Source organism: Phenylobacterium montanum, from assembly GCF_018135625.1.
Taxonomy (GTDB): domain Bacteria; phylum Pseudomonadota; class Alphaproteobacteria; order Caulobacterales; family Caulobacteraceae; genus Poindextera; species Poindextera montana.
On the sequence record NZ_CP073078.1, the window covers coordinates 1,689,351 to 1,712,519 of the forward strand.

The window sequence follows — 23,169 nt, forward strand, 5'->3', positions numbered from 1 at the left end:
TCAGCCCTCGGCTACTGCTCCGCGTAGGCCTTGACCAGGTCGGTCAGGTAATCGCGCCCGACCATCAGCGACCTGACCTCGATCCGCTCGTTCAGGCCGTGCACGCCGTTGCCGTCCGGGTCGCCCCAGGGGCCGGGCACGCCATAGACCGGGATGCCGATCGCCTCGAGGAAGATGCCGTCGGTGGCGCCGGTGGACATCACCGGGACCACAGGCACGCCCGGGAAGTACTTGGCCGATAGCCGCACGGCCGGGCCCATCACCTTGGGATCCAGCGGCGGGGGCACGGCGACCGGGCGCAGCGGCGGGACCGGGGTGATGCTGACGCCGGTGTCGCCGACCGCGGCGGCCAGCTGGGCCTGGGTTTCCTCGACCGTGCGGCCGGGGAACATGCGGCAGTTGACGTTGGCCGCCGCCCGCTGGGGCAGGGCGTTGTTGGCGTGGCCGCCTTCCAGCAGCGTCGCCACGCAGGTGGTGCGCAGCATGGAGTGGTAGGTGCGGTCGGTATTGACCACCTTTTCGGCCGCCTTGTCGGTCGGGTCCTTAGCCAGGGCGACCATGGCGGCGCCCAGGGCGTCGTGGCGAGCGGCCCCGGCCTGGGCGAAAAAGGCGCGGGTGGTGTCGGTCATCTGCAGCGGGAACTCGTAGGTCTGCAGTTTCAGCATCGCCGCCGACAGCTCATAGATGGCGTTGTCGGGGATCGGGATCGAGGAGTGGCCGCCGGGGTTGCGGGTCTCGAAGCGGAAGTTCTGCACCGCTTTCTCGCCCACCTGCATCGACTGATCCACGAGCTTGCCGTGGCCGTCGGTCTCGCCGCCGCCGCCCTCGTTCAGGGCGAACTCCGCTGCCACCAGGTCGGGCCGGTTCTGCGCCAGCCAGTTGGCGCCGTTGAAGGCGTAGGTGGTCTCTTCCCCGCAAGTCAGGGCCATCTTGATGGTGCGCTTGGGGTGGTAGCCGGCCTGTTTGAAGCGGGCCATGTCGTCGGCCCAGATCGCCGCCATGGACTTGTCGTCGGCAGAGCCGCGGGCGAAGTAGTAGCCGTTCTCCTCCACCAGGGTGAAGGGGTCGCGGGTCCAGTCGGCGCGCTTGGCCTCCACCACGTCGAGGTGGGCCAGCAGCAGGATCGCCTTGGCCTTGGGATCGGCGCCGGGCAGCACGGCGACGATGCCGCCTTCCTTGGGATGGTCCGGCGTCGAGAACAAGGTGATGTCGCTGTCGGCGAAGCCCGCCGCCTTCAGCCGCGCGCCGATCTGCTGCGCCGCCTGGGTGCAGCTGCCGACCGACAGGCTGGTGTTGGTCTCGACCAGCTCCTTGTAGAGGGCGCGGAACTGCACCTGGTCCGGCCGCAGCGCCTGGGGTGCGTCGGCGCCGTAGGCGCTGTTGGCGAAGAGGCCGATGGCCGCTGTGGCTATGGCCTTGGCCCAGGCGTCGGTCATGATGGTTACGGCTCCGTTCACCAAACGTCGCCGCGGACCCTGGCTGGAGTCCGCCGAGAGGGCAAGCGGACTGTGATCGCTCCTGCGCCAGATTGGCGTTTGGATCGTCCGCGCCCTGGGCCATAGTCGCGGCCAAGAACAGAGAACGGGGGGGTTCATGGTCGCCGAGACCATTGGGGCGAAGGCCGAGCCGCGCACCACGGGGCTGGGCCTGGTGGTGGCTGGCGCCTCGCTGGGCACCCTCTTCGAATGGTACGACTTCTTCCTCTACGGCTCCCTGGCCGGCGAGATCGCCAGGCACTTCTTCGCCGCGGTGGACGAGCGCACGGCCTTCGTCTTCGCCCTGGCCGCCTTTGCCGCCGGCTTCATCGCCCGCCCGTTCGGCGCGCTGGTGTTCGGCCGGGTCGGCGATCTGGTCGGCCGCAAGAACACCTTCCTGGTCACCATGACCCTGATGGGCGCCTCGACCTTCGCCGTCGGCCTCTTGCCGGATTACAGCGCCATCGGTGTCGCCGCGCCGGTGATCCTGGTCGCCCTGCGCCTGCTTCAGGGCCTGGCGATCGGCGGCGAGTACGGCGGGGCGGTGGTCTATATCGCCGAGCACGCGCCCAGGGATCGCCGCGGCTTCGCCACCGGCTTCATCAACATCATGGCCACCGGCGGGCTCCTGACCTCGCTCCTGTCCATCGTCCTCTTCCGCAGCCGCATGAGCGAGGCCGCCTTCGCCGCCACGGGCTGGCGCGCGCCGTTCCTGCTCTCGGCCGCGCTCCTGGCCATCTCGCTCTGGGTGCGGATGAAGCTGAACGAGAGCCCGATCTTCCGCCAGATGAAGGCCGAGGACAGCCTCTCGCGGGCGCCCTACGCCGAAACGTTCGGCCGCTGGGAGAATATGCGGCTGATGCTGGTCGCCCTGTTCGGCCCGGTCGCAGGCCAGGCGGTGGTCTGGTACGCCGGCGGCTTCTACGCCCTGTTCTTCCTGCAGCGGGTCTTGAAGCTGGCGGACCTGCAGACCGACCTGCTGCTGATCGTCGCCCTGGCCCTGGCCGCCCCGACCTATGTCGTCGCCGGCTGGCTCAGCGACGTGGTCGGCCGCCGGCCGGTGGTGATCGTCGGCTGCGCCATCGGCGCCGTGGCCCTGATCCCCCTGTTCCACGCCCTGACCTGGGCCGCCAATCCGGCCCTGGCCGAGGCCCAGGCCAGGGCGCCGGTCAGCGTCTATGCCGATCCGGCCCGCTGCTCGGTTCAGTTCGACCCGATCGGCGGCAACCGCTTCGATGCGACCGGCTGCGACATCGCCAAGGCCGGGCTGTCGAAGGCGGGGATCAGCTATCGCAGCCTCGCTTTGCCAGCCGGCGCCGCGACCCGGGTCGAGATCGGCCCGCGGGCGCTGACCGTTCCCGATCCTTCCGGCGCCGCCACGGCGCGCAAGGCCGGCGTCACCGCCTTCGCCGCCCAGGCCAAGGCCGCCCTGACCGCCGCCGGCTATCCGGCCAAGGCCGACCCGGCGCGGGTGGACCAGGTGCGTGTGGTGCTGATCGTGGTCGCCCTGGTCTCGATCGCGGCCCTGATCTACGGCCCCACCGCCGCCATCCTGGCCGAACTGTTCCCGGCCCGCATCCGCTACACCTCGATCTCGGTCCCCTATCACCTGGGCGCCGGCTGGATCGGCGGGCTGATGCCGGCCACCGCCTTCGCCATCGTCGCCGGCGCAGGGGACATCTATGCCGGCCTCTGGTACCCGACCGCCTTCGTGGCCCTGAGCTTCGTGGTCTGCCTGCTGTTTCTGCCGGAGACACTGGGACGCTCGCTGGAGGCCTGAGTCCAGCCCGAGGCCGCAATCTTTACCCTGTCCGTTGGGGGTTTCGTTCACCGCGGCTGGGCAGGATCGCGGCCATGGATCCGATCTCAGCCATCAGTTCCGGCCTCACGGCCAGCATGAGCGTCTTCAGCCAGGCCAGCACGGCCCTCGGCAACGCCGCCGCGGGCAATAGCGACATCGCCTCGGCCATCACCGACCAGATCGGCGCCAAGGTCGCCTTCGAGGCCGAGGCCAAGGTCATGCAGTCGCTGGCCCAGACCCAGAAGCAGGTGCTGGACATCCTGGTCTGAGGTTCAAGCGGCGATCCTGGCCCAGGCCGCCCGGACGCCATCTAGGGTCTCCACAGGTTTTTGCAGCAGTCCCAGCGCGACGGCGCGAACCGGCGCCCGCTCCGCCTCGCCTGGCAGGTATTCCACCGGCGACTTGCCATCGACCCGGGCCAGCAACAGGCCGGGCAGGAGGGTCGCGGCCCGCGCCTCAAGCGCGGCCCTGGGCTCCCAGTCCACATGGGCGAGATAGGCGCTGGCCAGGGCGTCGAAGCTGGCGTCGAGGTCAGCCGTGGCCCCTGGCGCGACCCGCTGCTTCAGCAGTAGATGGTTGAGGCAAAAGGCGAGGTCGAAGGCCGGGTCGCCCCACCAGGCGGTCTCGGCGTCGAGGAACACCGGGCCGGCCGGCCCGATCATGATGTTCTTGGGACTGACGTCGCCGTGCACCAGGGCGAGGCGGGTCGCAGCGGTGCGTTCGACCAGGAAGGCCAGCCGTTCGGCGACCTCGGGCCTGCGCCGGCCGGCGGCCAGCAGATAGGCGTCGAGCCGCAGGTCGAAGAAGAAGGCGTCGGTCTGGAAGTTGGCGGCGAGGACGGCGTCGCCGGCTGTGGCGGCATGGATGCGCCCGAGCGCGCGCCCGACTTCGGAGGCGAAGGCGACATCGGCGCGCCCGGCCAGCAGCTCGGCCTTCCACAGGCTGTGGCGCGCCGGGTCGAGGAAATCCATGGCGAACACGCCGCGCGCCTCGTCGCGGGCCACCAGCCGCGGCGCATAGGACGGGAACAGGCCTCCCACCGTCTCGAACCAGCGCCATTCGTAGAGATTGCGCTCGACCGGCGCGGTCCAGTCGTCCTTGACCTTCAAGCGCGCCAGGGCCCGTTTCAGGCAATAGCTGCGCCCGCCGCTGTCCAGCCGCCAGATGTCGGACGAGACCCCGCCGGTGAGCGCCGCCCACTGCGGGGTTTCGCCGGCGCGGATCAGACCGGCGTCGCGGGCGAAAGCGTCGAGATCGGCGTCGGGGGTCATGGGGCTTTCCCCCGGAGTTCTAGTAGAACCGCTCGCGAACGCAAACTAGCTCAGCCCCTGCCCCACCGGCTTCGGCCCATCCTCGGTCAGGAGCCCCTTGCCCGGCACGTGGTTGATCTCCAGCCGCACCCCGTCTGGATCCTCGAACAGCACCGAATAGTAGCCGGGCGCGAATTGATCGTCCTGCGGGCCATGCACAATCCTGGCCCCGATCTCGAGCAGGAAGGCATGGGCCTCGTCCACATGGGCCCGCTCGCGGGCGCGGAAGCACAGATGATGCAGGCCGACCCGCCCCTGGTCGAAGCGGGCGCCCCGGTGCTGCGCGCTCGGCGCGCGGATGCCGACCGCCGTGCGCCCGCCGACGCAGTAATAGACCTGGTCGGTGTCGGCGACGCAGGCCATGCCCAGGAACGGCAGCAGCCTGCCGTAGAAAGCCCGCGCCGCCGCGAAGTCGCCCGCCGTGATGAAGGTGTGGGCGACTCCGTTGATCTCCATGGCCGCCTAGCGCCCCTTGAACGCCGCCGGGCGCTTGCCGAGGAAGGCGGCGACGCCCTCGCGGAAGTCCTCGGTCTTGCCGGCGATGCGCTGGGTCTGGCGCTCGATGTTCAGCTGCTCGGTCCAGGAGGAGTCCAGCGACTGCCACACCATGCGGCGGATCAGGCCGATAGCCATCGGGCCTTCGGCGAGTTGCTTGGCCAGGCCGAGCGCGGTCGGCAGCAGGTCGGCGTCGGACACCACCCGGTTGACCATGCCCCATTCCAGGGCCTGGGCCGCGGGGATCTTCTCGCCCAGCAGCATCATCTCCATCGCCCGCGCCTTGCCGATCATGCGCGGCAGGATGTAGGTCGAGCCGCCGTCGGGCACGAGGCCGATGCGCCGGAAAGCTTGCAGGAAATAGGCGCTCTCGGCCGCCACGATCAGGTCGCCCATCAGGCCGATCGAGCAGCCGACCCCGGCCGCCGGGCCGTTGACCGCCGTGACCACCGGGATCGGCAGGTCGCGGATCACGCTGACCATCGGATTGTAGAGCGTCTCCAGCGCCGCGCCCGCGTCCGGCTTGCCGTCCGGATCGACCTTGCCGCCGCCCGGTCCCGCCTGCAGGTTGGCGCCGGAGCAGAAGCCCTTGCCTTCGCCGGTGATCACCACCGCCCGCTTGGGCTCGGTCCCATAGGCCGCGACCTTGAGGGCGTCGGCGATCTCGGCGCCCATCTCGACGCTGGCGGCGTTGAGGGTGGCGGGATCCGACAGGGTGATGACGGCGATGTCGCCCTCGGCCGACACCTTGACCTTGTTGTAGCTCATTGGGGGCTCCTCCAGCTGGGCTTTGCCGCCCCTCTAGGCCGGGCGTGAACTGCCAGTCCCCTGGGTATAGCCGAGCCTTACGTTGAGTTCGTCAAGCAGCTTGATGGCGGCTTCGGGCAGAACCGTGCCCGGCTGGAACACCGCCGCGACCCCCTCGTCATAGAGCGCCTTCAGGTCCTCGTCCGGGATCACACCCCCGACCACGATCATGATGTCGGGCCGGCCGAGCTTGGCCAATTCGGCTTTCAGCTCCGGCACCAGGGTCAGGTGACCGGCGGCGAGCGAGCTGGCGCCCACCACATGCACGTTCTTTTCCACCGCCTCCTTTGCCGTCTCGGCCGGGGTCTGGAACAGGGCGCCCACATCGACGTCGAAGCCCAGGTCGGTGAAGCCGGTGGCGATCACCTTCTGGCCGCGGTCATGGCCATCCTGGCCCATCTTGGCCACCATCACCTTGGGCGACCGGCCATCAGCCTGCTTGAAGGCCTCGACCATGGCCTTAGCGCGGGCGACCTTGGGCGTCTCCCCCGAGGTCTTGCCATAGACGTCGTGCAGCAGACGGATTTCGGCCCTGTGCCGGCCGAACACGGTCTCCAGCGCCTGGCTGATCTCGCCGAGGGTCGCCTTGGCGCGGGCGGCGTTCACCGATAGCTCCAGGAGGTTGCCGTTCCCGCGCGCGCCCGCTTCAAGCGCCGCCAGGGCCGCGTCGGTCTCGGCCTGGTTCCGCTCGGCCTTGAGCTGCGCGAGCTTCTGCAGCTGCTGGGCGCGCACGGCGGCGTTGTCGACCTTAAGCACGTGGATGTCGTCGGGCCTGTCGGGGCGATAGCGGTTGACCCCCACCAGGGTCTGCTGGCCGCTGTCGATGCGCGCCTGGGTCTTGGCCGCCGCCTCCTCGATGCGCAGCTTCGGGACCCCCTGCTCGATCGCCTTGGCCATGCCGCCCAGGGCCTCGACCTCTCGGATGTGCTCCAGGGCGCGCGCGGCCAGGTCGTGGGTCAGGCGCTCGACATAGTAGGAGCCGCCCCAGGGGTCGATGGTGCGGCAAAGGCCGCTTTCCACCTGCAGGAAGATCTGGGTGTTGCGGGCGATCCGCGCCGAAAAGTCGGTCGGCAGGGCGATCGCCTCGTCCAGCGAATTGGTGTGCAGACTCTGGGTCTGGCCGTTGGTCGCCGCCATGGCCTCGACCACGGTGCGAGGCACGTTGTTGTAGACGTCCTGGGCCGCCAGCGACCAGCCGCTGGTCTGGGTGTGGGCGCGCAGGGACAGCGAGCGCGCATCCTTCGGGTCGAAGGTCTCGCGCATCAGTTTGGCCCACAGCAGCCTCGCAGCGCGCTGCTTGGCCACCTCCGTGAAGTAGCTCATGCCCGCGCACCAGAAGAACGACAGGCGCGGGGCGAACTTGTCGACATCCATGCCGGCGGCGACCCCGGCGCGGACATAATCGACGCCGTCGGCCAGGGTGTAGGCCAGCTCCAGGTCCAGCGAGGCGCCGGCCTCCTGCATGTGATAGCCGGAGATGGAGATAGAGTTGAACTTGGGCATCTCCTTGGCCGTATAGGCGAAGATGTCCGAGATGATCCGCATCGAGGGCGTGGGCGGATAGATGTAGGTGTTGCGGACCATGAACTCTTTCAGGATGTCGTTCTGGATCGTTCCTGAAAGCTTGGCGTGCGGCACGCCCTGTTCCTCGGCCGCGACGATATAGAGGGCCAGGATCGGCAGCACCGCGCCGTTCATGGTCATGGACACGCTCATCTGGTCCAGCGGAATGCCGGAAAACAGGGTGCGCATGTCGAGGATGGAGTCGATCGCCACCCCGGCCATGCCGACGTCACCGGCCACCCGCGGGTGGTCGCTGTCATAGCCGCGGTGGGTGGCCAGGTCGAAGGCCACCGACAAGCCCTTCTGCCCCGCGGCGAGGTTGCGCCGATAGAAGGCGTTGGAATCCTCGGCCGTGGAGAAGCCCGCATACTGGCGGATGGTCCACGGGTTGGTGACGTACATGGTCGGATAGGGGCCGCGCAGGAAGGGCGCGAGGCCGGGATAGCCGCCCGTGAAATCCAGGCCGGCGACGTCGGCCGGGCCATAGGCCGGCTTGACGCTGACCCCTTCCGGCGTCTCCCAGGCGGCGCCGGCGGGCGCGACGGCTGCCTCGCCAGGCAAGGCGGCGTCGTAGGCCAGGGCGGCGAAATCGGGAAAGGCGCTCATTGGCCAGCCTCCTCGAAGGGCGCGGCGAGCCGCACGGGCGTGAGCGGAGGAACCTTCGTGTCGGGGCCGGGCAGGCGCGCCGAGGGCCCATCGACCGGCCTCGCCTTGGGCGCTTCCACCGCCACCTCGACCTTCATCGGGTTGGGATAGAGGGTCACGCCCAGGATCTTCTCGGCCTTGCTCTCGATGGCGGCGTGGCGGCGTTCCAGGGTGGCGGCGGCCTCGCGGGCGATGGAGCCGGACGAGAGGGCGGCGACGATCCCGCCCTCGGACTCGATCCCCTGGAAGGCGGCCCAGCCGGCGCGGGCCAACTGGTCGGTCAAGGTCTCCAGGAAGCCGGCGCCGGCGGCGGGGTCGGCGACGCGGCCGAGGCTCGCCTCCTCCATCAGGACCAGTTGGGCGTTGCGCGCCTGGCGGCGGGCGAAGGCGGTCGGCAGGCCGAGGGCGTCGGTGAAGCCGCCGAGCTGGATGGCGTCGGCCCCACCCACCGCCGCCCCGAACCCGGCGGAGGTCAGGCGCAACATGTTGGTCCAGGGGTCCAGCCGGGCCAACATGCGCCGGGACGAGCGGGCTTCGATCTTTGCGGTCGCATCGACGCCGAGCGCAGAGGCGATGCGGGCGAAGATGCGGCGGGCGGCGCGCAGCTTGGCGATGGTGACGAAATAGTCGGCGTCGGCGGCGAGGCCGAGCACGATGCGCGGCAGGGCGTCCCTTGTCGGCACGCCGGCGCGGGAGAGGGCCTTGGCGTAGGCGACCAGGCTCGCGGCCATGAAGCCCAGCTCCAGCGCCTCACCGCCCCCGGCCTCGTGTACGGCCTGGCCGGAAGCCAGGAACAGACCGGCCTTGGGATAGGTCTCGGTCAGGCGCGCGGCCACGGTGGCGGCCGAGATCAGGTGGCTCTCGATCGGGCCCGGGCTGGCGCCGCCGCGGGCGAGCGCGCTCAAGGGATCGAGATGGAAGTTCAGCAGGGCGTTGGGCGAGGACTTGGCCGCCGCGGCCAGCCAGTCGGCCGCCTTCGGGCCGAGGAAGCCGGCGTCCAGCGCCACAGGCGCCAGCTCGAGCACCACGCCGTCCAGGGCCGCCGCCAGGCCCTCGGCCGAACCGATGGCGCAACCCGCCGCGCCCTCCGGGTCGATGGCGAGGATGGCCGACGCCGCGCCGCCTTCGAGGTCGGCCAGGATCTCGGCGCGCGCAGCGGCCGCATCCGGGTGCGCGGTGCGGACGCGCAGGTCCCAGGGCCGGGCGGAATCGCGCGCAGCCAGCGCCAAAGGCTCGGCGGCGTCGCCGGCCGGATAGAGCGGCAAGATCTCCAGCCCGTCGATGGTCCGACTGACCAGCTTCTCGTCGAAGCTTGCGCCGTCGATGGTTTTGGCCACCAGGGCCAGCCATTGCTCGGAGGTGGCGGGCTCGAACCCCTCCGCCAGGGGGATCACCGCTTCGCTCATGGCTTTACGCGAACTCCACCAGCACCTCGTCGGCGGCGACGCTGTCGCCGGCCTTGGGGCCTACCGTCTTCACCACCCCCTCGCGTTCGGCGCGGATGATGTTCTGCATCTTCATCGCCTCGATCACGCAGACGATCTCGCCCTCGCGCACCGTCTGGCCGACCGCCACGTCCATCGAGACGACCAGGCCCGGCATGGGCGAGATCACCAGCTTTGAGGTGTCGGCCTTCTGCTTCTCCGGCAGCCGGTCGTGCAGCTCGGCCGAAAGCGGGGTCAGCACCAGCACCCGCTCCTTGGCGGCGCGGTGGCGGATGACGAAGCCCTCGCCGGCCGGCGCGACCTCGACGGTGAAAGGCTCGCCGCCCAAGACGCCCTTGAACGGGCCACGGCCCGGAACCCATTCGACATCGGTCAGGCGCAGGCTGCGCGCCTCCTCGGCCAGGGCGATCTCCAGCGCGCCATCCGCTTCGGCGACGGTGACCTGGCGCTTGGCCTTGCCGACCGCCACCACCCATTCGGTGCGGGTCAGGGGGCCGGCGAGGCCGTTGCCCACCTTGCGCGCGCGGGCGGCCTGCTTGCGGTGCATGAACACCGCCGCTGCGGTCATGGCGTCGGCCTGGAACGCGGTCGGCTCGGTCCCGGCAAAGCCCTCGGGGAACTCGTCGGCGATATAGCTGGTGGCCAGCTGGCCCGACTGGAACCGCTCCTGATCCATCACCGCGGCCAGGAAGGCGACGTTGTGGCCCAGGCCCTGGATGTGGAAGTCCTCCAGCGCCCGGCCCATGCCGGCGATCGCCCCCGCCCGGGTCGGGGCCCAGGTGCAGAGCTTGGAGATCATCGGGTCGTAGAACATCGAAATCTCGTCGCCCTCGCGCACCCCGGCGTCGTTGCGCACGGTGTAGGCGGAATGGGCGCCCTCGGCCGGCGGGTCGTAGCGGACCAGGCGGCCGATCGAGGGCAGGAATTTCCGATAGGGGTCCTCGGCATAGATCCGGCTCTCCACCGCCCAGCCGTTGATCTTGAGCTCGCCTTGCCCGAACGCCAGCGGCTCGCCGGCGGCGACGCGCATCATCTGCTCGACCAGATCCAGGCCGGTGATCAGTTCGGTCACCGGATGCTCGACCTGCAGGCGGGTGTTCATCTCCAGGAAGTAGAAGCTCTTGTCCTGGCCGGCGACGAACTCGACCGTGCCGGCGCTGTCGTAGTTCACGGCCTGGGCCAGGGCGACGGCCTGAGCGCCCATGGCGGCGCGGGTCTCCTCATCGAGCAGGGGCGAGGGCGCCTCTTCGATGACTTTCTGGTTGCGGCGCTGGATCGAGCATTCGCGCTCGAACAGGTGCACCACGTGGCCGTGCTTGTCGCCCAAGACCTGGATCTCGATGTGACGCGGGCTTTCGATGAACTTCTCGATGAAGATGCGGTCGTCGCCGAAGGCGCCCTTGGCCTCGGCGCGGACGGCGGGGAAGCCCTCCTCGACGTCCTTGCGGTTCCAGGCGACGCGGATGCCCTTGCCGCCGCCGCCGGCCGAGGCCTTGATCATCACCGGATAGCCGATCTCTTCGGAGATGCGCACGGCGTGGGCGGTGTCGTCGATCTCGCCGATATGGCCGGGCACGCAGGAGACCCCGGCCTTGGCGGCGAACTTCTTGGACTCGATCTTGTCGCCCATGGCCTGGATGGCGCCGGGATTGGGGCCGATGAACACGATCCCCTCGTCGGCGCACCGCTGGGCGAATTCGGCCTTTTCCGACAGGAAGCCGAAGCCCGGGTGGATGGCTTCCGCGCCGGTCTGTTTACAGGCGTCGATGATCTTGTCGGCGACGAGGTAGGACTGATTGGCGGGCGCCGGACCGATCAACACCACCTCGTCGGCCATCTCCACCGCCAGGCTGTCGGCGTCGGCCTCCGAATAGACCACCACCGTCTTAACCCCCAGCCGGCGGCAGGTCTTGATGATGCGAACCGCGATCTCGCCCCGGTTTGCGATCAGAATCTTGGAGAACATCAGGCCTTTAGCTCCACACCGTCACCCCCGCGGCCGCGCCGATGCGGCGCTTTGACAACGAGGCGGCCCGTATAGTGACCTCGCCGCTACGGCAGTCAAACGCCCCTGCCGCTAGGTCAGCGCGGGCGGGAATTTGCGCTGCGGATAGAGCCGGTGGAACAGGACGAACATCAGGCCGATGACCGGGAAAACCATCCAGCTGGCCTCTGGCCCCAAAAAGCCGCCGGTCAGCCAGTCAGGACCTGGCCAGCGCACATCCAGCAGCTTGCCGACGGCGAACTGGCCGCCGTTCTGCCCGGACCAGATGAACAGGTTGGCGAAGTCGAAGGCGGCGTGAAAGCCGATCGCCCAGGCCAGGGCGCCGGTCCGCCGCAAGGTCAGGCAGATGAACAGGCCCAGCAGCCCCGTCGAGGCGAAATCCTCCCAGCGCTCGTGCGGCTTCAGGAAATAGTGCAGCGCGCCAAAGCCGATGGAGAGGAGGACCGCCGCCGGCCAGTAGCCGATCCCTTCGCCGAGCACGGTCAGGACATAGCTGCGGAACTGCACCTCTTCGGACCAGCCGATCAGGAGGCTGGCCAAGAGCCAGAGGGCGAGATAGCGCCCGACCTCGCCGCCATGGAGGGCCAGTCCCGTCACATGGAATCCGCCAAGGGCGGCGACCAGGCCGACCAGCACGGTGGTCGAGCCCAGGCCCCAGCCCAGGCCCACCCAGAAATCCTTGCCGAAGGCGCTGCGCAACGGAATACCGTAGGCCGTAAGGCTGCGCCGCTCGATCAGCGCCATGACGCCGATGGCGGCCAGCGCGACCAGCAGGCTGGTCGTTTCGGCCGCGATCATGCCGATCGGATCGAGATCGGTGCGGTCGCCGATGGGGATCAGCCTGGGAACCAGCCAAGCCGCCGCATTGGAGAGCCCGAAGAAGATCGCGAGAACCGCCAGCAGGCGCCAACCGGCGCGCAATCCTCGCGCATTCATGAACAGCTTTCTCATTCGCCAAGCCAAGCCGGACGAATTTGCTCAGACCAGGGCAGGCTCCGGCCTGGCTTGCATGGCCGCCTGCAGCCGCCCTTTCAGAGCGTCCAGTTCGTCCCAGAGGGCCTGGGGCAAGCGATCCTCGAAGCGTTCGTAGAAAGCGGGAATCAAGCCCGCCTCTTCCATCCAGACTTCGGGATCCACCGAAAGCAAGGTCTCCAACTGCTCGGTGGTCAGGGACAGGCCGGATAGATCCAGCGAGGCCAGAGTCGGAAGGTGGCCGATGGCGGTCTGCTGGGCCTCGGCGGCGCCGTCCAGGCGCTCGAAGATCCACTTCAAGACGCGGCTGTTCTCGCCATAGCCGGGCCAGACGAACTTGCCGCGCTCGTCCTTGCGGAACCAGTTGACGAAATAGATCTTCGGCAGCTTGGCGGCGTCCGGCGCGCGGTCGGCCATGCTGAGCCAGTGGCCGAAATAGTCGCCCATGTTGTAGCCGCAGAAGGGCAGCATGGCGAAGGGATCGCGGCGCAGCTCGCCGACCTTGTTCTCCGCCGCGGCGGTGCCTTCCGAGGCCACATTGGCGGCCATGAACACCCCGTGGCGCCAGTCGAGCGCCTCGGTGACCAACGGAACCGCGCTGGCGCGGCGCCCGCCGAACAGGATGGCCGAGATCGGCACCCCGCGCGGGTCTTCCCATTCCTCCGCCACGATCGGGCACTGGCCGGCCGGGGCGGTGAAGCGGGCGTTGGGATGGGCGGCGGGCTCGGGCGAGTCCGGCGTCCAGGGGCGACCCTTCCAGTCGGTCAGTTCCGGCGGCGGCTCCTCGGTCAGGCCCTCCCACCAGACGTCGCCGTCCGGGGTCATGGCCACGTTGGTGAAGACGCTGTTGGCGTGCAGGGTGGCGATGGCGTTGGGATTGGTCGCCAGGCCCGTGCCGGGGGCGACGCCGAAGAAGCCGGCCTCCGGATTGATCGCATAGAGCCGGCCGTCCTCGCCGAAACGCATCCAGCAGATGTCGTCGCCGATAGTCTCGGCCTTCCAGCCGGCCAGGGTCGGCTGCAGCATGGCTAGGTTGGTCTTGCCGCAGGCCGAAGGGAACGCCGCGGCGATATATTTCACCTGCCCTTCCGGCGAGGTCAGCTTGAGGATCAGCATGTGCTCGGCCAGCCAGCCTTCGTCGCGGGCCATCACCGAGGCGATGCGCAGGGCGTAGCACTTCTTGCCCAGGAGCGCGTTGCCGCCGTAGCCGGAGCCGTAGGACCAGATCTCGCGGCTTTCCGGGAAGTGGACGATGTACTTGATGTCGTTGCAGGGCCAGGGAACGTCCTTCTGGCCGGGCTCGAGCGGCGCGCCGACCGAGTGTACGGCGGGCACGAAGAAGCCGTCCTCGCCCATGGCGTCCAGCGCCTGCTTGCCCATGCGGGTCATCACCCGCATCGAGAGCGCCACATAGGCGCTGTCGCTGATCTCGACGCCGAGCGCGCTGATCGGCGAGCCCACAGGACCCATGCTGAAGGGGATGACGTACATGACGCGCCCGCGCATGCAGCCCTTGAACAGGTCCTTCAGGTCCGCCTTCATCTCGTCCGGATCGAGCCAGTTGTTGGTCGGGCCGGCGTCCTTTGGGTCCTTGGAGCAGATGAAGGTGCGGCTCTCGACCCGGGCCACGTCGCGGGGATCGGAGACGGCGTAGAAGCTGTTTGGCCGCTTGGTCGAATCGAGACGTTTCAGCGTGCCAGCCTGGACCAGTCGTTCGGCCAGCATGTTCCATTCCGCGTCAGAACCGTCGCACCAGTGAACCTCGTCGGGCTGGGTCAGGGCGGCGATCTCGCGCACCCAGGCGATCAGGCGTTTGTGGCGTACGGGCGGCTCGGCGAGCCCCGGAATGTCGCTGGAAGCCGGGGTCTGGCCGTCTTTGGCAAGGGCGGCGGGCATGACGGCGTCCTCATGTCTATGCAGGGTTAGTGAATGCGCTCGAGGCGCATACGTATGCAACAGGGATGCCAAAGCGCATCCGGCCCCGCAAGCAGCGCCGCTACGTAAGTCGCCGATACGCGCAAGAATTCAGCAGAAAATTAAGCCGCTCAAATTTTGGGCGCCGACTTCAGCTATCACTCGCAATATCTTGTCCAGCGTTATCAGAGACTGTGCGGCCATAGAAATTGATGCGGAATCTCTTGCCCCAGAAGACTTTTCCGAGGCCGCGGGCGGCGCGGTCCATCATGAACGCCCGATCCGGCCGCCGCAGCAGCCAGAGAATCAGCGCGAGCAGCCCGTAAACGATCGCCTGGCCGGCGCCGATCAGCATCCAGCGCAGGATTCCCGCCCAATCCGGCGGATCGGCGGCGGCGCAGTGCGCCACCGGCCCCTGGCCGTAGACGAAGGCGCGCGGCAGGGTATAGGCCAGGGCCAGCCGCTCCGGCGACGGGTCCTCCCAGACCCAGGCCTCGGGCGCCCAGGCGAATCGCTTCCCCGCTCGTTGCAGGGCGCCGAAGAGCAGATCATCCTCGCCGCCGCTCCTGTTCCTTTCCGGCGAGAAGGGCCGCTTCGGGTCGACCAGGGCCGCCCGGCGAAGCAGGCTGTCGCCGCAGCCATAGTAGTGGTCGATCAGCCCCTCGGCCGCCGGATCGCTGCGGGAAAAGAACTGCTCCAGATAGGCGCGGTGCCGGACGATCCGGGCCGGGGCGCGGGCGCGGACCGGGCCGAACACCACGTCGGCGTCCCAGCGCGCCTGGACCGCCAGCAGGCTGGCCAGCCAATGCGGCGGCGCCTCCTCGTCGTCGTCCAGAAAGGCGATCAGTTCGCCTTCAGCCTGCTCCATCGCCGCATTGCGGGCGTTGGCGACCCCGGCGCTGGGCTCGTGCACATAGACGAGCGGGAACGGCGCCTCGGTCGCCAAGCGCTCGACTGCGGCTTTCGCCGACGGGACGGAGTCGTTGTCGACCACCACCAGCTCCAGCTCGGCCGGATCGACGCCCTGCTGCGCCAGGGCCGAGCGCACGGCCAGGGCCAGCGGCCCGGGCCGCCTCTGGGTTGGAATGATCAGGCTGATGCGCGCCGCCATGCCCGGACCTTAAGGGACGGCGGTTAGCGAAACTTGGACGCGCCCTACCCCTTGATCGCCTCGAACAGGGTCCAGGCGCCAAGGCCCGCGAAGATCAGGGCGGCGGCCAGGCGGATATACTTCAACGGCGCGATGCGCGTCGCCGCCTCGCCGAAGAACACCGCCGGGATATTGGCCGCCATCATGCCGATGGTGGTGCCTGTGGCCACGCGGGCGATGTCGTGGAAGCGGGCGGCCAGGGAGACGGTGGCGATCTGGGTCTTGTCGCCCATCTCGACCAGGAAGAAGGCGACAGCGGTGGCGGCGAAGGCGCCCCAGTGGCTGACCTCCTTGGGCTCGTCCTCCTCCTTGTCAGGGAACAGGGCCCAGACCGCGGTGCCGAAGAAGGAAGCCGCAACCACGTATTGCAGCCAGCGCCCGTGCAGGAGGTCAGCGATTAGGTAGCCAGCCAGGGCCGACAGGCCGTGATTGGCCAGGGTGGCGACGAGGATGCCGGCGATCACCGGCCAGGGACGGCGAAACCGGCTCGCCAGGACGATGGCGAGCAGTTGCGTGCGGTCGCCGATCTCGGCCAGGGCGACCACCATCGCCGAAATCAGGACCGGTTCCAGCGCCTTCGCCCCCCGCCTAGTGCATCAATGCCGGTCCGTGTATCTGCTGGCCGACCCTGCCACAAGCCGCGCGCTGTGGCCCCGGATTTGGAGCATGCGCATGGCGACCGGCGAGATCACCATCTTCCACAACCCCAGCTGCGGGACCTCGCGCAATACCCTGGCGGCGATCCGCGAGGCCGGCCACGAGCCCAAGGTGGTGGAATACCTCAAGGCCGGCTGGACCAAGCCGCAGCTGAAAGAGATCCTGAAGGCGATGAGGGCCGCCCCGCGCGATATCCTCCGGGTCCGCGGCACGCCGGCGGAAGAACTGGGCCTGACCGACCCCAAGGCCGGCGACGAGACCATCCTGGACGCCATGGTCGCCCATCCGATCCTGGTCGAGCGCCCGATCGTGCTCAGCCCCAAGGGCGCGGCGCTGTGCCGGCCGATGGAAAAGGTCCGCGACCTTCTCTGATACGGCGCCTGTCCCGGCGTTTGATCCAGGTCAACCTCGCGGCGGCGATTCTGGGGCATGGTTCCTTGACCGAGGCGCCGTGCGATGGCCGCACCGCCGCGTCCGGCGGAGAGGCGTCGATGTTCACAGCAAAGAAGGTTTGCCTTGCTCTGGCGGCGGTCGTTGCGACAGCCGCCGGCGGCATGGCGCGCGCCGAGGCGGGACCCCACGAAATACCGCAATCGATCGCGGTCGAGCACGCCGAGACCCTCGAGCGGCTGAGCGCCCTGGCGAAGCACAAGGGGCCGGTGGGGATCGAGGCGCGCAAGGCGGTCGACCTCTTTCGGCGGCACATCGCGCGCGAGGAAGAATACATCCTGCCGCCGTTGACGCTGCTGCCCGTGCTCGCAGACGGCAAGGTGACGCCCGACATGGCCTGGGCGGTGAAGATGACCGACCGGGTCAAGGCGGACCGCGAATTGATCTTCGAGGAGCACACCCGGGTCACCGACGCCATGAACGCCCTGCGAGTGGCCGGCCTGAAAGCCCACGACAAGCAGGCCGTCGAATTCGCCGAGGCTGCAGCCACCGACTCGCTGAACGACATCGAACTGATGGAGCCGACCGTGGTGATGATCGGCGACTACCTGCACGCCAAGCTGCCGGCGCAATAGGCTCCGCCTGACTGCGGCAGAGAGGCGTAGCGGATGGAGATCAGTTTCCGCGACTTCATCACCGTGCTGCATGGCATGGGTTTCGGCGCGCTGTTCATGCTCGCCTTCTCCGGGGCCATCGGCGTGGTCTATGCCGCCGCGGTGATGGGCGAGGGCTGGCCCGCCGAAGCCGAGCGCATGCGCCTGTTCCGCGCCTACCTGGTCAGCATGGCGGTGTTGGCCTGGCTGACCGTGCTTTCGGGGGCGTTCATCGTCTATCCCTGGTACAGGGCGCATCCGCCCGTCGGGGCGAACCTCGCCGACTATCCCCGCGCCCTGCTGCTCTCCAGCCCGCACACCGCCGGCTGGCACGAGATCGGCATGGAGTGGAAGGAGCACGTGGCGTGGCTGGCGCCGATCGCCACGACCATGGCGGCCTATCTGTTCCATCGCTACGGCCCCCAGCTCGGCCGCCAGCGCGCCCTGCGCAACGCCGTGCTGGGCTTCGTCGCCGTAGCGTTCGTGGCGACCGGCGTGGCCGGGCTGTTCGGCGCCATGCTCAACAAGTTCGCGCCGATCCGGGGCGGGCCGGCGATCGTGCTGCTGCAGGAGAAATAGGTGGCCGAACCTGAGTCGACGCCGACAGGCCCCGCCGCCGCAGCCCTGCTTTCGGCCGGCGCGGGCGCGCTGTTGCTCGCTCTCCTCGGCATGTTGGGCGACGCGTGGCCCGCGGCGGCGAAGGCGCTCGACATCTGGCCGCCCAGCGGCCCCCTCTCCGGCGTCAGCCTCGCGGCGGTCGCCGGCTGGCTGGCGCTCTGGGCGGGCCTGGACAGGGCCTGGCGCCGACGGGACATTGCGCTAGGCCCGGCTGGCCGCATAGCGCTCGCCATGCTGGTGGCGGCCGGGCTGTTGACCTTTCCGCCGCTATCGGACCTGCTGATCGGAAAATAACCGCCGGGGCCGCGCCATGCGCCGTCGAGACCTGCTCGCCATGACCGGAGCCGCCGCCGCGACGGCGGGCCTGGCCAGTTGCAAGGCGCGTCAGGGACCGGCCGGCCCAGCCGATCACACCATCCACATCGCATCCGGTCTGGTGGAGCTAGCGCCCGACAAGATCGTCTCGACCACCCTCTACAACGGACAGTTCCCGGGGCCGCTGCTGCGCCTGCAGCAAGGCCGCCCGGTGACGGTCGACATCGTCAACGACACCGACACGCCCGAACAATTGCACTGGCACGGCCAGTTCCTGCCGGTCGACGTGGACGGCTCGGCCGAGGAAGGCACGCCCTTCATCCCCGCGCATGGGTCCCGGCGCATCCGCTTCACCCCCGGCCCATCCGGCCTGCGCTTCTATCACAGCCATCTGCAGGCCCATGGCGACCTGGCAGCCGGCCAATATTCGGGCCAGGTCGGTCCGGTCTATGTCGAGCCGAACCGCGAGCCGGGACACTACGACCGCGAAGTGTTCCTGACGCTGAAGGAGTTTCAGCCGACCCTAAGCCGCGGCGGCGACATGGCCATGGACTTCCTGGCCGGGTCCGTCGATGCGGACCTGAAGGCGCGGGGCGAGGCGTCGATGAACGCGTCCCTGGCGCGGGGAACGCCCCATGGATTCGAGGTGGGCTACGGCCTGTTTTCGATCAACGGACGCAAGCTGGGCCATGGCGATCCGATCCGTGTCCGCCAGGGCGAGCGGGTCCTGCTGCATGTCGTCAACGGCAGCGCCACCGAGATCCGCAGCCTCGCCCTGCCCGGCCACAGCTTCCAGGTGGTGGCTCTGGACGGCAATCCGGTTCCGCACCCCGCAGAGGTCCCGGTCCTCTGGCTGGGAACGGCGGAACGGGTCTCGGCGATCGTAGAGATGAACCACCCCGGCGTCTGGATTCTGGGCGACACCGCCGACGACGATCGCAAGAATGGCATGGGTATCGTGGTCGAGTACGCGGGCTTCGGCGGCGATCCGGTCTGGACGCCGCCGCCCAAGGCGCCCTGGGACTATGTCCTGTTCGGCGAGGCGAAGGCGACGGCTGCGCCCGACCAGGTCCTGGACATGGTCATCGCCAAGGACAACGCCGCGCTGGCGGGCTTCAACCGCTGGACCATCAACGGGACGGCCTTCGACGACCAGGCGATGGCGGCGATATTCAAACTGAAGCGCGGCGCGCGCTACCGCCTGCGGCTACGCAACGCCAGCGACGACATCCACCCCGTTCACCTGCACCGGCACAGCTTCGAGCTGGCCCGCATCGGCGGCAAGGCCGGCGGCGGGGTCATGAAGGACGTGGTCATGCTGGGCGGCTACCAGACGGCCGAGATCGACTTCGTCGCCGACAATCCCGGGCGCACGCTGTTCCACTGCCACCAGCAGCTGCACATGGACTTCGGCTTCATGGCCCTGTTCGACTACGAGGCCTAGCCTAAGGTCACTTCAGGGAGTCCAGATAGGCCACCAGGTCGTCCAGCTGGGCGGGATTCTTGACCCCGCCATAGGTCATCTTGATCCCGGGCAGCATCTTGTTGGGCGCGGCCAGGTAGTCCTTCAGCTTCTCGTCCGACCAGGCGAAGCCCGCCGCCTTCATCGCCGGAGAGTAGTTGTAGCCGGGGACGCCGCCGGCGGTGCGGCCCACCACCCCGAACAGGTTCGGGCCCAACAGGACCATGCCGCCGCGCTGGGCCGTGTGGCACATGCTGCATTGCGCCGAGAAGACGGTCTTGCCGTGAGAGGCGTCGGCCGCGGCCGCCGGCAGGGCCGCCAGAAGACCAGCCGCCAAGATGAGCGCCGCCTCTCGGCGGCGCCGATGGATCAGTAGGCGAACCATGTGAACACCCTGAAGGTATTGTTGTCGGAGGCGTTGGAGCCGGCGCCGTCCCAGTTCGAGCCGGCCCCGTTGAAGGTGGTGTAGAAGGTGTATTGCAGGCCCACCCGCATATTGAACCTTTGGCCGAACGGCGAGTGGCCGGCGCCCCAGGGCGTTCCGTCGAGCTGCAGCGTGACACCGGTGCTGTCCGGCTTGAAGGTGCGGTTGCCGGCGTAGATGAACGGGTTGGACGAGCCGAAGGTGTCGAACACCGAGACGGTGCCGCCGATCTTGTTGCGCCAGTAGTAGGAGGCGTCGGCGCGGATATCGTTCATCTCGTTGCTGGCGCAGCCGGCCGGCGTGGTCTCGGCGAGGATGCAGCTGGCCTTCAGCGACTGATGCTCGTGCGTATAGCGGGCGTTGAAGGTGACGACGTCGGTGCTGGCCAGGGTCTTGATGTACGAGGCGTCGACCCCGAGGTCGGTATAGCTATCCGTAGTCCCCGTGGTCCGGTCCAGGCCCGGGTGGATGTCCGCCTGCATGCCGAAGGCGCCGACCTCGAGCACGCCTTCCTTGACCATCTGCTGGTAGGCGATGCGGCCGTAGGGCGCGAGCCCCTTGATGTCGCCGGGCGAGGTCGGGTCGGAGCCCAGGCGGAGCAGGGTGGTGGCGCCGGGCGAGCCGTAGGCGCCGCCTTCCACCAGGAACCTGTCGTCGATCCAGGCATAGGCGGTGGCCCCAAGGCTGGTCTGCGCCAGGGCCCCGTTGATCAGGGGGCTTGCGGCCGGCCCGGGGGCCATGCCTGAGCTGGTATAGGGATAGCCCCAGGCGGGTGTGGTGTTCCAGGCGTCCTGGACCGTGGGATTGTTGTTCAGGCTCGCGCCCAGGAGCACGTCATGCCCTTTGACTGAGGTGGTGGTCACCGCCCGGATGTCGAGGTTGTCCCAGGTGAAGGCCCGGCCGATCCCGTCATAGGTGGTTTGGATGAAGGCGCCGAGATGCTGGCCAAAGCCGCCGGCGAAGAACAGGCTGAACTGATCCAGGCTGGCGTTGTCGTTGGGTCCGTAGTGCGGCGCCGGCGGCGGCTGGTCCTTCTGCGTGCGCACATAAGAGGCGACGGCCATGGCCGACAGAGGCACATTGAAGTCGCCATTGCGCTGGGTATAGCCGTGCAGCTTGAACTCGCGCCCAAACGGCGTCAGCTGCGGGCCGAACCCGCCGACGTGGCAGGCCTGGCAAGGCTGGCCGATCTGCGCCGCGAATGCGGGCACGGCCCCGGCCGGGCGGGCCCCGAAGGCGAGCGCGGCGAGAATTGCGGCCGGCGCCACAAAGAGTTTTAGGCTCGCTCGAAGCGAGGCATGCCGTTCGATACGCATGTCTTTTCCCCTACGCTGTATCAGCGTCGAGTCGGACCATGCGCCGCCGCGGCCGGGTCAACCTTGACCTGCGTCAAACTTTGAAGACGTAGTGGAGGTGTGCGGCTGGACGGTTGTCTTTCGTCCAGCCGACGGCCGGGGTCGCCCACGGGGGCGCTCCACACGCGCCTGCCGTCGATAAGCTGGCGACGGGATCGCAAGGAGATCAGGACTCCTGCCAGTCCCCGTTCGAGGCGCCGCGAACCGAGGCGGCGATGCGCGCCTGCGCCTGGGCCACGGGGCTGCGGACCGGGGCATGGCGGCCCGCCCGCGCCAGTTCCATTCGGCCTGCGCCGGGGCTCTGCCCGGCCTTGAACCGGCCGACCAGTTCAGCCAGGGCCGCAGCCTCGCCCTTGAGGCTGGCGGCCGCGGCGGTGGCTTCCTCGACCATGGCGGCGTTCTGCTGGGTCACCTGGTCCATCTGGTTGATGGCGGTGTTGACCTGACTGAGGCCCACAGCCTGCTCCTGGCTCGACTGGGCGATCTCGGCGATCAGGGTGTCGATCCGGCTGACCTTGACCGCGATGCCGCCGAGCGCCTCGCCGGTGTCGCCGACCAGCTTCACTCCGCGCTGCACCTGGTCCGAGCTGGAGGCGATCAGGGCCTTGATCTCCTTGGCGGCCTCGGCCGAGCGCTGGGCCAGGGCCCGCACCTCCTGGGCCACGACGGCGAAGCCGCGGCCGGCGTCGCCCGCCCGCGCCGCTTCGACGCCGGCGTTCAGGGCCAAAAGGTTGGTCTGGAAGGCGATCTCGTCGATCACGCCGATGATCTGGGTGACCTTACCCGAACTTTCCTCGATCTCGCTCATGGCGGCGATGGCGTCGCCCATCACCTGGCCCGAGCGGGTGGCGTCGGCCTTGGCCTCGGAGGCGGCGGCGGTGGCGGCCTTGGCGCCGTCGGCGCTGCGCTTGACCGTGGCGGTGATCTCATCGAGGGCCGCGGCGGTCTCCTCCAGGCTGGCGGCCTGCTGCTCGGTGCGGCGCGACAGGTCGTCCGAGGCCCCCGCGATCTCGTCGGCGCCGGTGCGCAGTCCGTCCGACGCCTGGGATATGCCGATCACCGCCTCGCGCAGGCTTTCGGTGGCGCGGTTGAAGTCCTCCCGCATCCGCCGGTAGCGCCCGGCGAAATCGGCGTCGATGCGCGCGGTCAGGTCCCCGTCCGCCAGACGCTGGAGCCCCTCGGCCATGGCCGTGACCACGGTGTTCATCTGCTCTTCGCTCTCGCGGCCCGCCTCGCGGGCGGCGCGCTCCAGCTCGGCCTGGGTGATGTCGGTGGCGAACTTGACCACCTTGTAGGGCCGCCCGGCCTTGTCCAGCACGGGGTTGTAGGCGCCCTGGATCCAGACCTCGCGGCCGCCCTTGCCGACCCGCTGGAACTTGTCGACGAAGAACCGGCCTTCGCCCAGCTGGCGCCAGAAGGCGCGATACTCGGCGCTATCGGCGTATTCCGGACTGACGAACATGCTGTGGCGCCGGCCCTTCACCTCGGACAGGGCGTAGCCCATGGTCTTCAGGAAGTTCTCGTTGGCGTCGACGATGGTGCCGTCGAGCTCGAACTCGATCACCGCCTGCGAGCGGTTGATCGCCGCGACCATGGCTTCGAGTTCGGAGATGCGTTCCACCGAGCGGGCGTCGGGCGCGCGGGCGCCGCCGAAGAGAGACATGACGAACTCCCCTGGTTATGGCCTCGGCGAGATGTTCGTCGCCGCTGACC

21 protein-coding genes are annotated in these 23,169 nt (G+C 68.9%); 7 read left to right on the forward strand and 14 right to left on the reverse strand.

What is annotated here, in order from left to right; translation table 11 throughout:
- Positions 1-11 precede the first annotated feature (11 nt).
- The gene (locus KCG34_RS07425) at positions 12-1,457 is read right to left on the reverse strand and encodes a M20/M25/M40 family metallo-hydrolase (protein ID WP_249138257.1); all 1,446 of its coding nucleotides are present in this window, start codon (positions 1,455-1,457) and stop codon (positions 12-14) included.
- 136 nt (positions 1,458-1,593) lie between these two features.
- Between KCG34_RS07425 and KCG34_RS07430 the strand changes: the two genes are divergently transcribed.
- Complete coding sequence (locus tag KCG34_RS07430; protein WP_211939745.1) at positions 1,594-3,255, forward strand: MFS transporter; 1,662 nt, start codon at positions 1,594-1,596, stop codon at positions 3,253-3,255.
- 74 nt (positions 3,256-3,329) lie between these two features.
- Positions 3,330-3,545, forward strand: coding sequence for a hypothetical protein (locus KCG34_RS07435; RefSeq protein WP_211939746.1), 216 nt, complete (start codon positions 3,330-3,332; stop codon positions 3,543-3,545).
- A 3-nt stretch (positions 3,546-3,548) separates the two neighbouring features.
- On the opposite strand, the gene KCG34_RS07440 is transcribed toward KCG34_RS07435, so the two are convergent.
- The 10 genes from KCG34_RS07440 to KCG34_RS07485 form a co-directional block, all read right to left on the reverse strand.
- Entirely contained in the window at positions 3,549-4,547 is a 999-nt protein-coding gene (locus KCG34_RS07440; protein ID WP_211939747.1) for a phosphotransferase family protein, read from the reverse strand.
- A 45-nt stretch (positions 4,548-4,592) separates the two neighbouring features.
- Positions 4,593-5,042, reverse strand: a complete 450-nt coding sequence (locus KCG34_RS07445) for a VOC family protein (protein WP_211939748.1) — start codon at positions 5,040-5,042, stop codon at positions 4,593-4,595.
- A 6-nt stretch (positions 5,043-5,048) separates the two neighbouring features.
- Positions 5,049-5,849, reverse strand: coding sequence for an enoyl-CoA hydratase/isomerase (locus KCG34_RS07450; protein ID WP_211939749.1), 801 nt, complete (start codon positions 5,847-5,849; stop codon positions 5,049-5,051).
- A 33-nt stretch (positions 5,850-5,882) separates the two neighbouring features.
- A complete protein-coding gene (gene scpA / locus KCG34_RS07455) occupies positions 5,883-8,057 on the reverse strand; it encodes a methylmalonyl-CoA mutase (RefSeq protein WP_211939750.1) in 2,175 nt (724 codons plus the stop codon).
- Positions 8,054-9,502 (reverse strand): methylmalonyl-CoA mutase family protein, encoded by a 1,449-nt coding sequence (locus KCG34_RS07460; RefSeq protein ID WP_211939751.1) that lies wholly within the window; start codon positions 9,500-9,502, stop codon positions 8,054-8,056. The genes scpA and KCG34_RS07460 overlap by 4 nt, the downstream gene beginning before the upstream one ends.
- Positions 9,503-9,506: 4 nt before the next feature.
- Positions 9,507-11,507 carry an acetyl-CoA carboxylase biotin carboxylase subunit gene (locus tag KCG34_RS07465; protein WP_211939752.1) on the reverse strand — a complete coding sequence of 667 codons (2,001 nt, stop codon included), beginning with the start codon at positions 11,505-11,507 and terminating at the stop codon, positions 9,507-9,509.
- Between the two features lie 111 nt (positions 11,508-11,618).
- On the reverse strand, positions 11,619-12,497 hold the full coding sequence (locus KCG34_RS07470) for a CPBP family intramembrane glutamic endopeptidase (protein WP_211939753.1): 879 nt from the start codon (positions 12,495-12,497) through the stop codon (positions 11,619-11,621).
- A gap of 27 nt (positions 12,498-12,524) precedes the next feature.
- On the reverse strand, positions 12,525-14,414 hold the full coding sequence (locus tag KCG34_RS07475) for a phosphoenolpyruvate carboxykinase (GTP) (protein ID WP_211939754.1): 1,890 nt from the start codon (positions 14,412-14,414) through the stop codon (positions 12,525-12,527).
- A 169-nt stretch (positions 14,415-14,583) separates the two neighbouring features.
- Complete coding sequence (locus tag KCG34_RS07480) at positions 14,584-15,543, reverse strand: glycosyltransferase family 2 protein (protein ID WP_211939755.1); 960 nt, start codon at positions 15,541-15,543, stop codon at positions 14,584-14,586.
- Positions 15,544-15,587: 44 nt separating this feature from the next.
- A complete protein-coding gene (locus tag KCG34_RS07485; RefSeq protein ID WP_249138258.1) occupies positions 15,588-16,130 on the reverse strand; it encodes a TMEM165/GDT1 family protein in 543 nt (180 codons plus the stop codon).
- A gap of 124 nt (positions 16,131-16,254) precedes the next feature.
- On the opposite strand from KCG34_RS07485, the gene arsC reads away from it, so the two are divergent.
- From arsC to KCG34_RS07510, 5 genes are all read left to right on the forward strand, one after another.
- Complete coding sequence (gene arsC, locus KCG34_RS07490) at positions 16,255-16,611, forward strand: arsenate reductase (glutaredoxin) (RefSeq protein ID WP_211939756.1); 357 nt, start codon at positions 16,255-16,257, stop codon at positions 16,609-16,611.
- A 119-nt stretch (positions 16,612-16,730) separates the two neighbouring features.
- Positions 16,731-17,264 (forward strand): hypothetical protein, encoded by a 534-nt coding sequence (locus KCG34_RS07495; protein WP_211939757.1) that lies wholly within the window; start codon positions 16,731-16,733, stop codon positions 17,262-17,264.
- Positions 17,265-17,297: 33 nt separating this feature from the next.
- Entirely contained in the window at positions 17,298-17,861 is a 564-nt protein-coding gene (locus tag KCG34_RS07500) for a hypothetical protein (protein WP_211939758.1), read from the forward strand.
- Positions 17,862-18,194, forward strand: a complete 333-nt coding sequence (locus KCG34_RS07505; protein ID WP_211939759.1) for a hypothetical protein — start codon at positions 17,862-17,864, stop codon at positions 18,192-18,194.
- 16 nt (positions 18,195-18,210) lie between these two features.
- The gene (locus KCG34_RS07510) at positions 18,211-19,659 is read left to right on the forward strand and encodes a multicopper oxidase family protein (RefSeq protein WP_211939760.1); all 1,449 of its coding nucleotides are present in this window, start codon (positions 18,211-18,213) and stop codon (positions 19,657-19,659) included.
- A 7-nt stretch (positions 19,660-19,666) separates the two neighbouring features.
- Here the strand turns inward: KCG34_RS07510 and KCG34_RS07515 are convergent, their stop codons facing one another.
- The 3 genes from KCG34_RS07515 to KCG34_RS07525 all read right to left on the reverse strand — a co-directional run bounded on the left by KCG34_RS07515 (position 19,667) and on the right by KCG34_RS07525 (position 23,119).
- Positions 19,667-20,062 (reverse strand): c-type cytochrome, encoded by a 396-nt coding sequence (locus KCG34_RS07515; RefSeq protein WP_211939761.1) that lies wholly within the window; start codon positions 20,060-20,062, stop codon positions 19,667-19,669.
- The gene (locus tag KCG34_RS07520; RefSeq protein WP_211939762.1) at positions 20,047-21,417 is read right to left on the reverse strand and encodes a hypothetical protein; all 1,371 of its coding nucleotides are present in this window, start codon (positions 21,415-21,417) and stop codon (positions 20,047-20,049) included. The genes KCG34_RS07515 and KCG34_RS07520 overlap by 16 nt, the downstream gene beginning before the upstream one ends.
- Positions 21,418-21,622: 205 nt before the next feature.
- On the reverse strand, positions 21,623-23,119 hold the full coding sequence (locus KCG34_RS07525; RefSeq protein WP_211939763.1) for a methyl-accepting chemotaxis protein: 1,497 nt from the start codon (positions 23,117-23,119) through the stop codon (positions 21,623-21,625).
- Between the last annotated feature and the right edge of the window lie 50 nt (positions 23,120-23,169).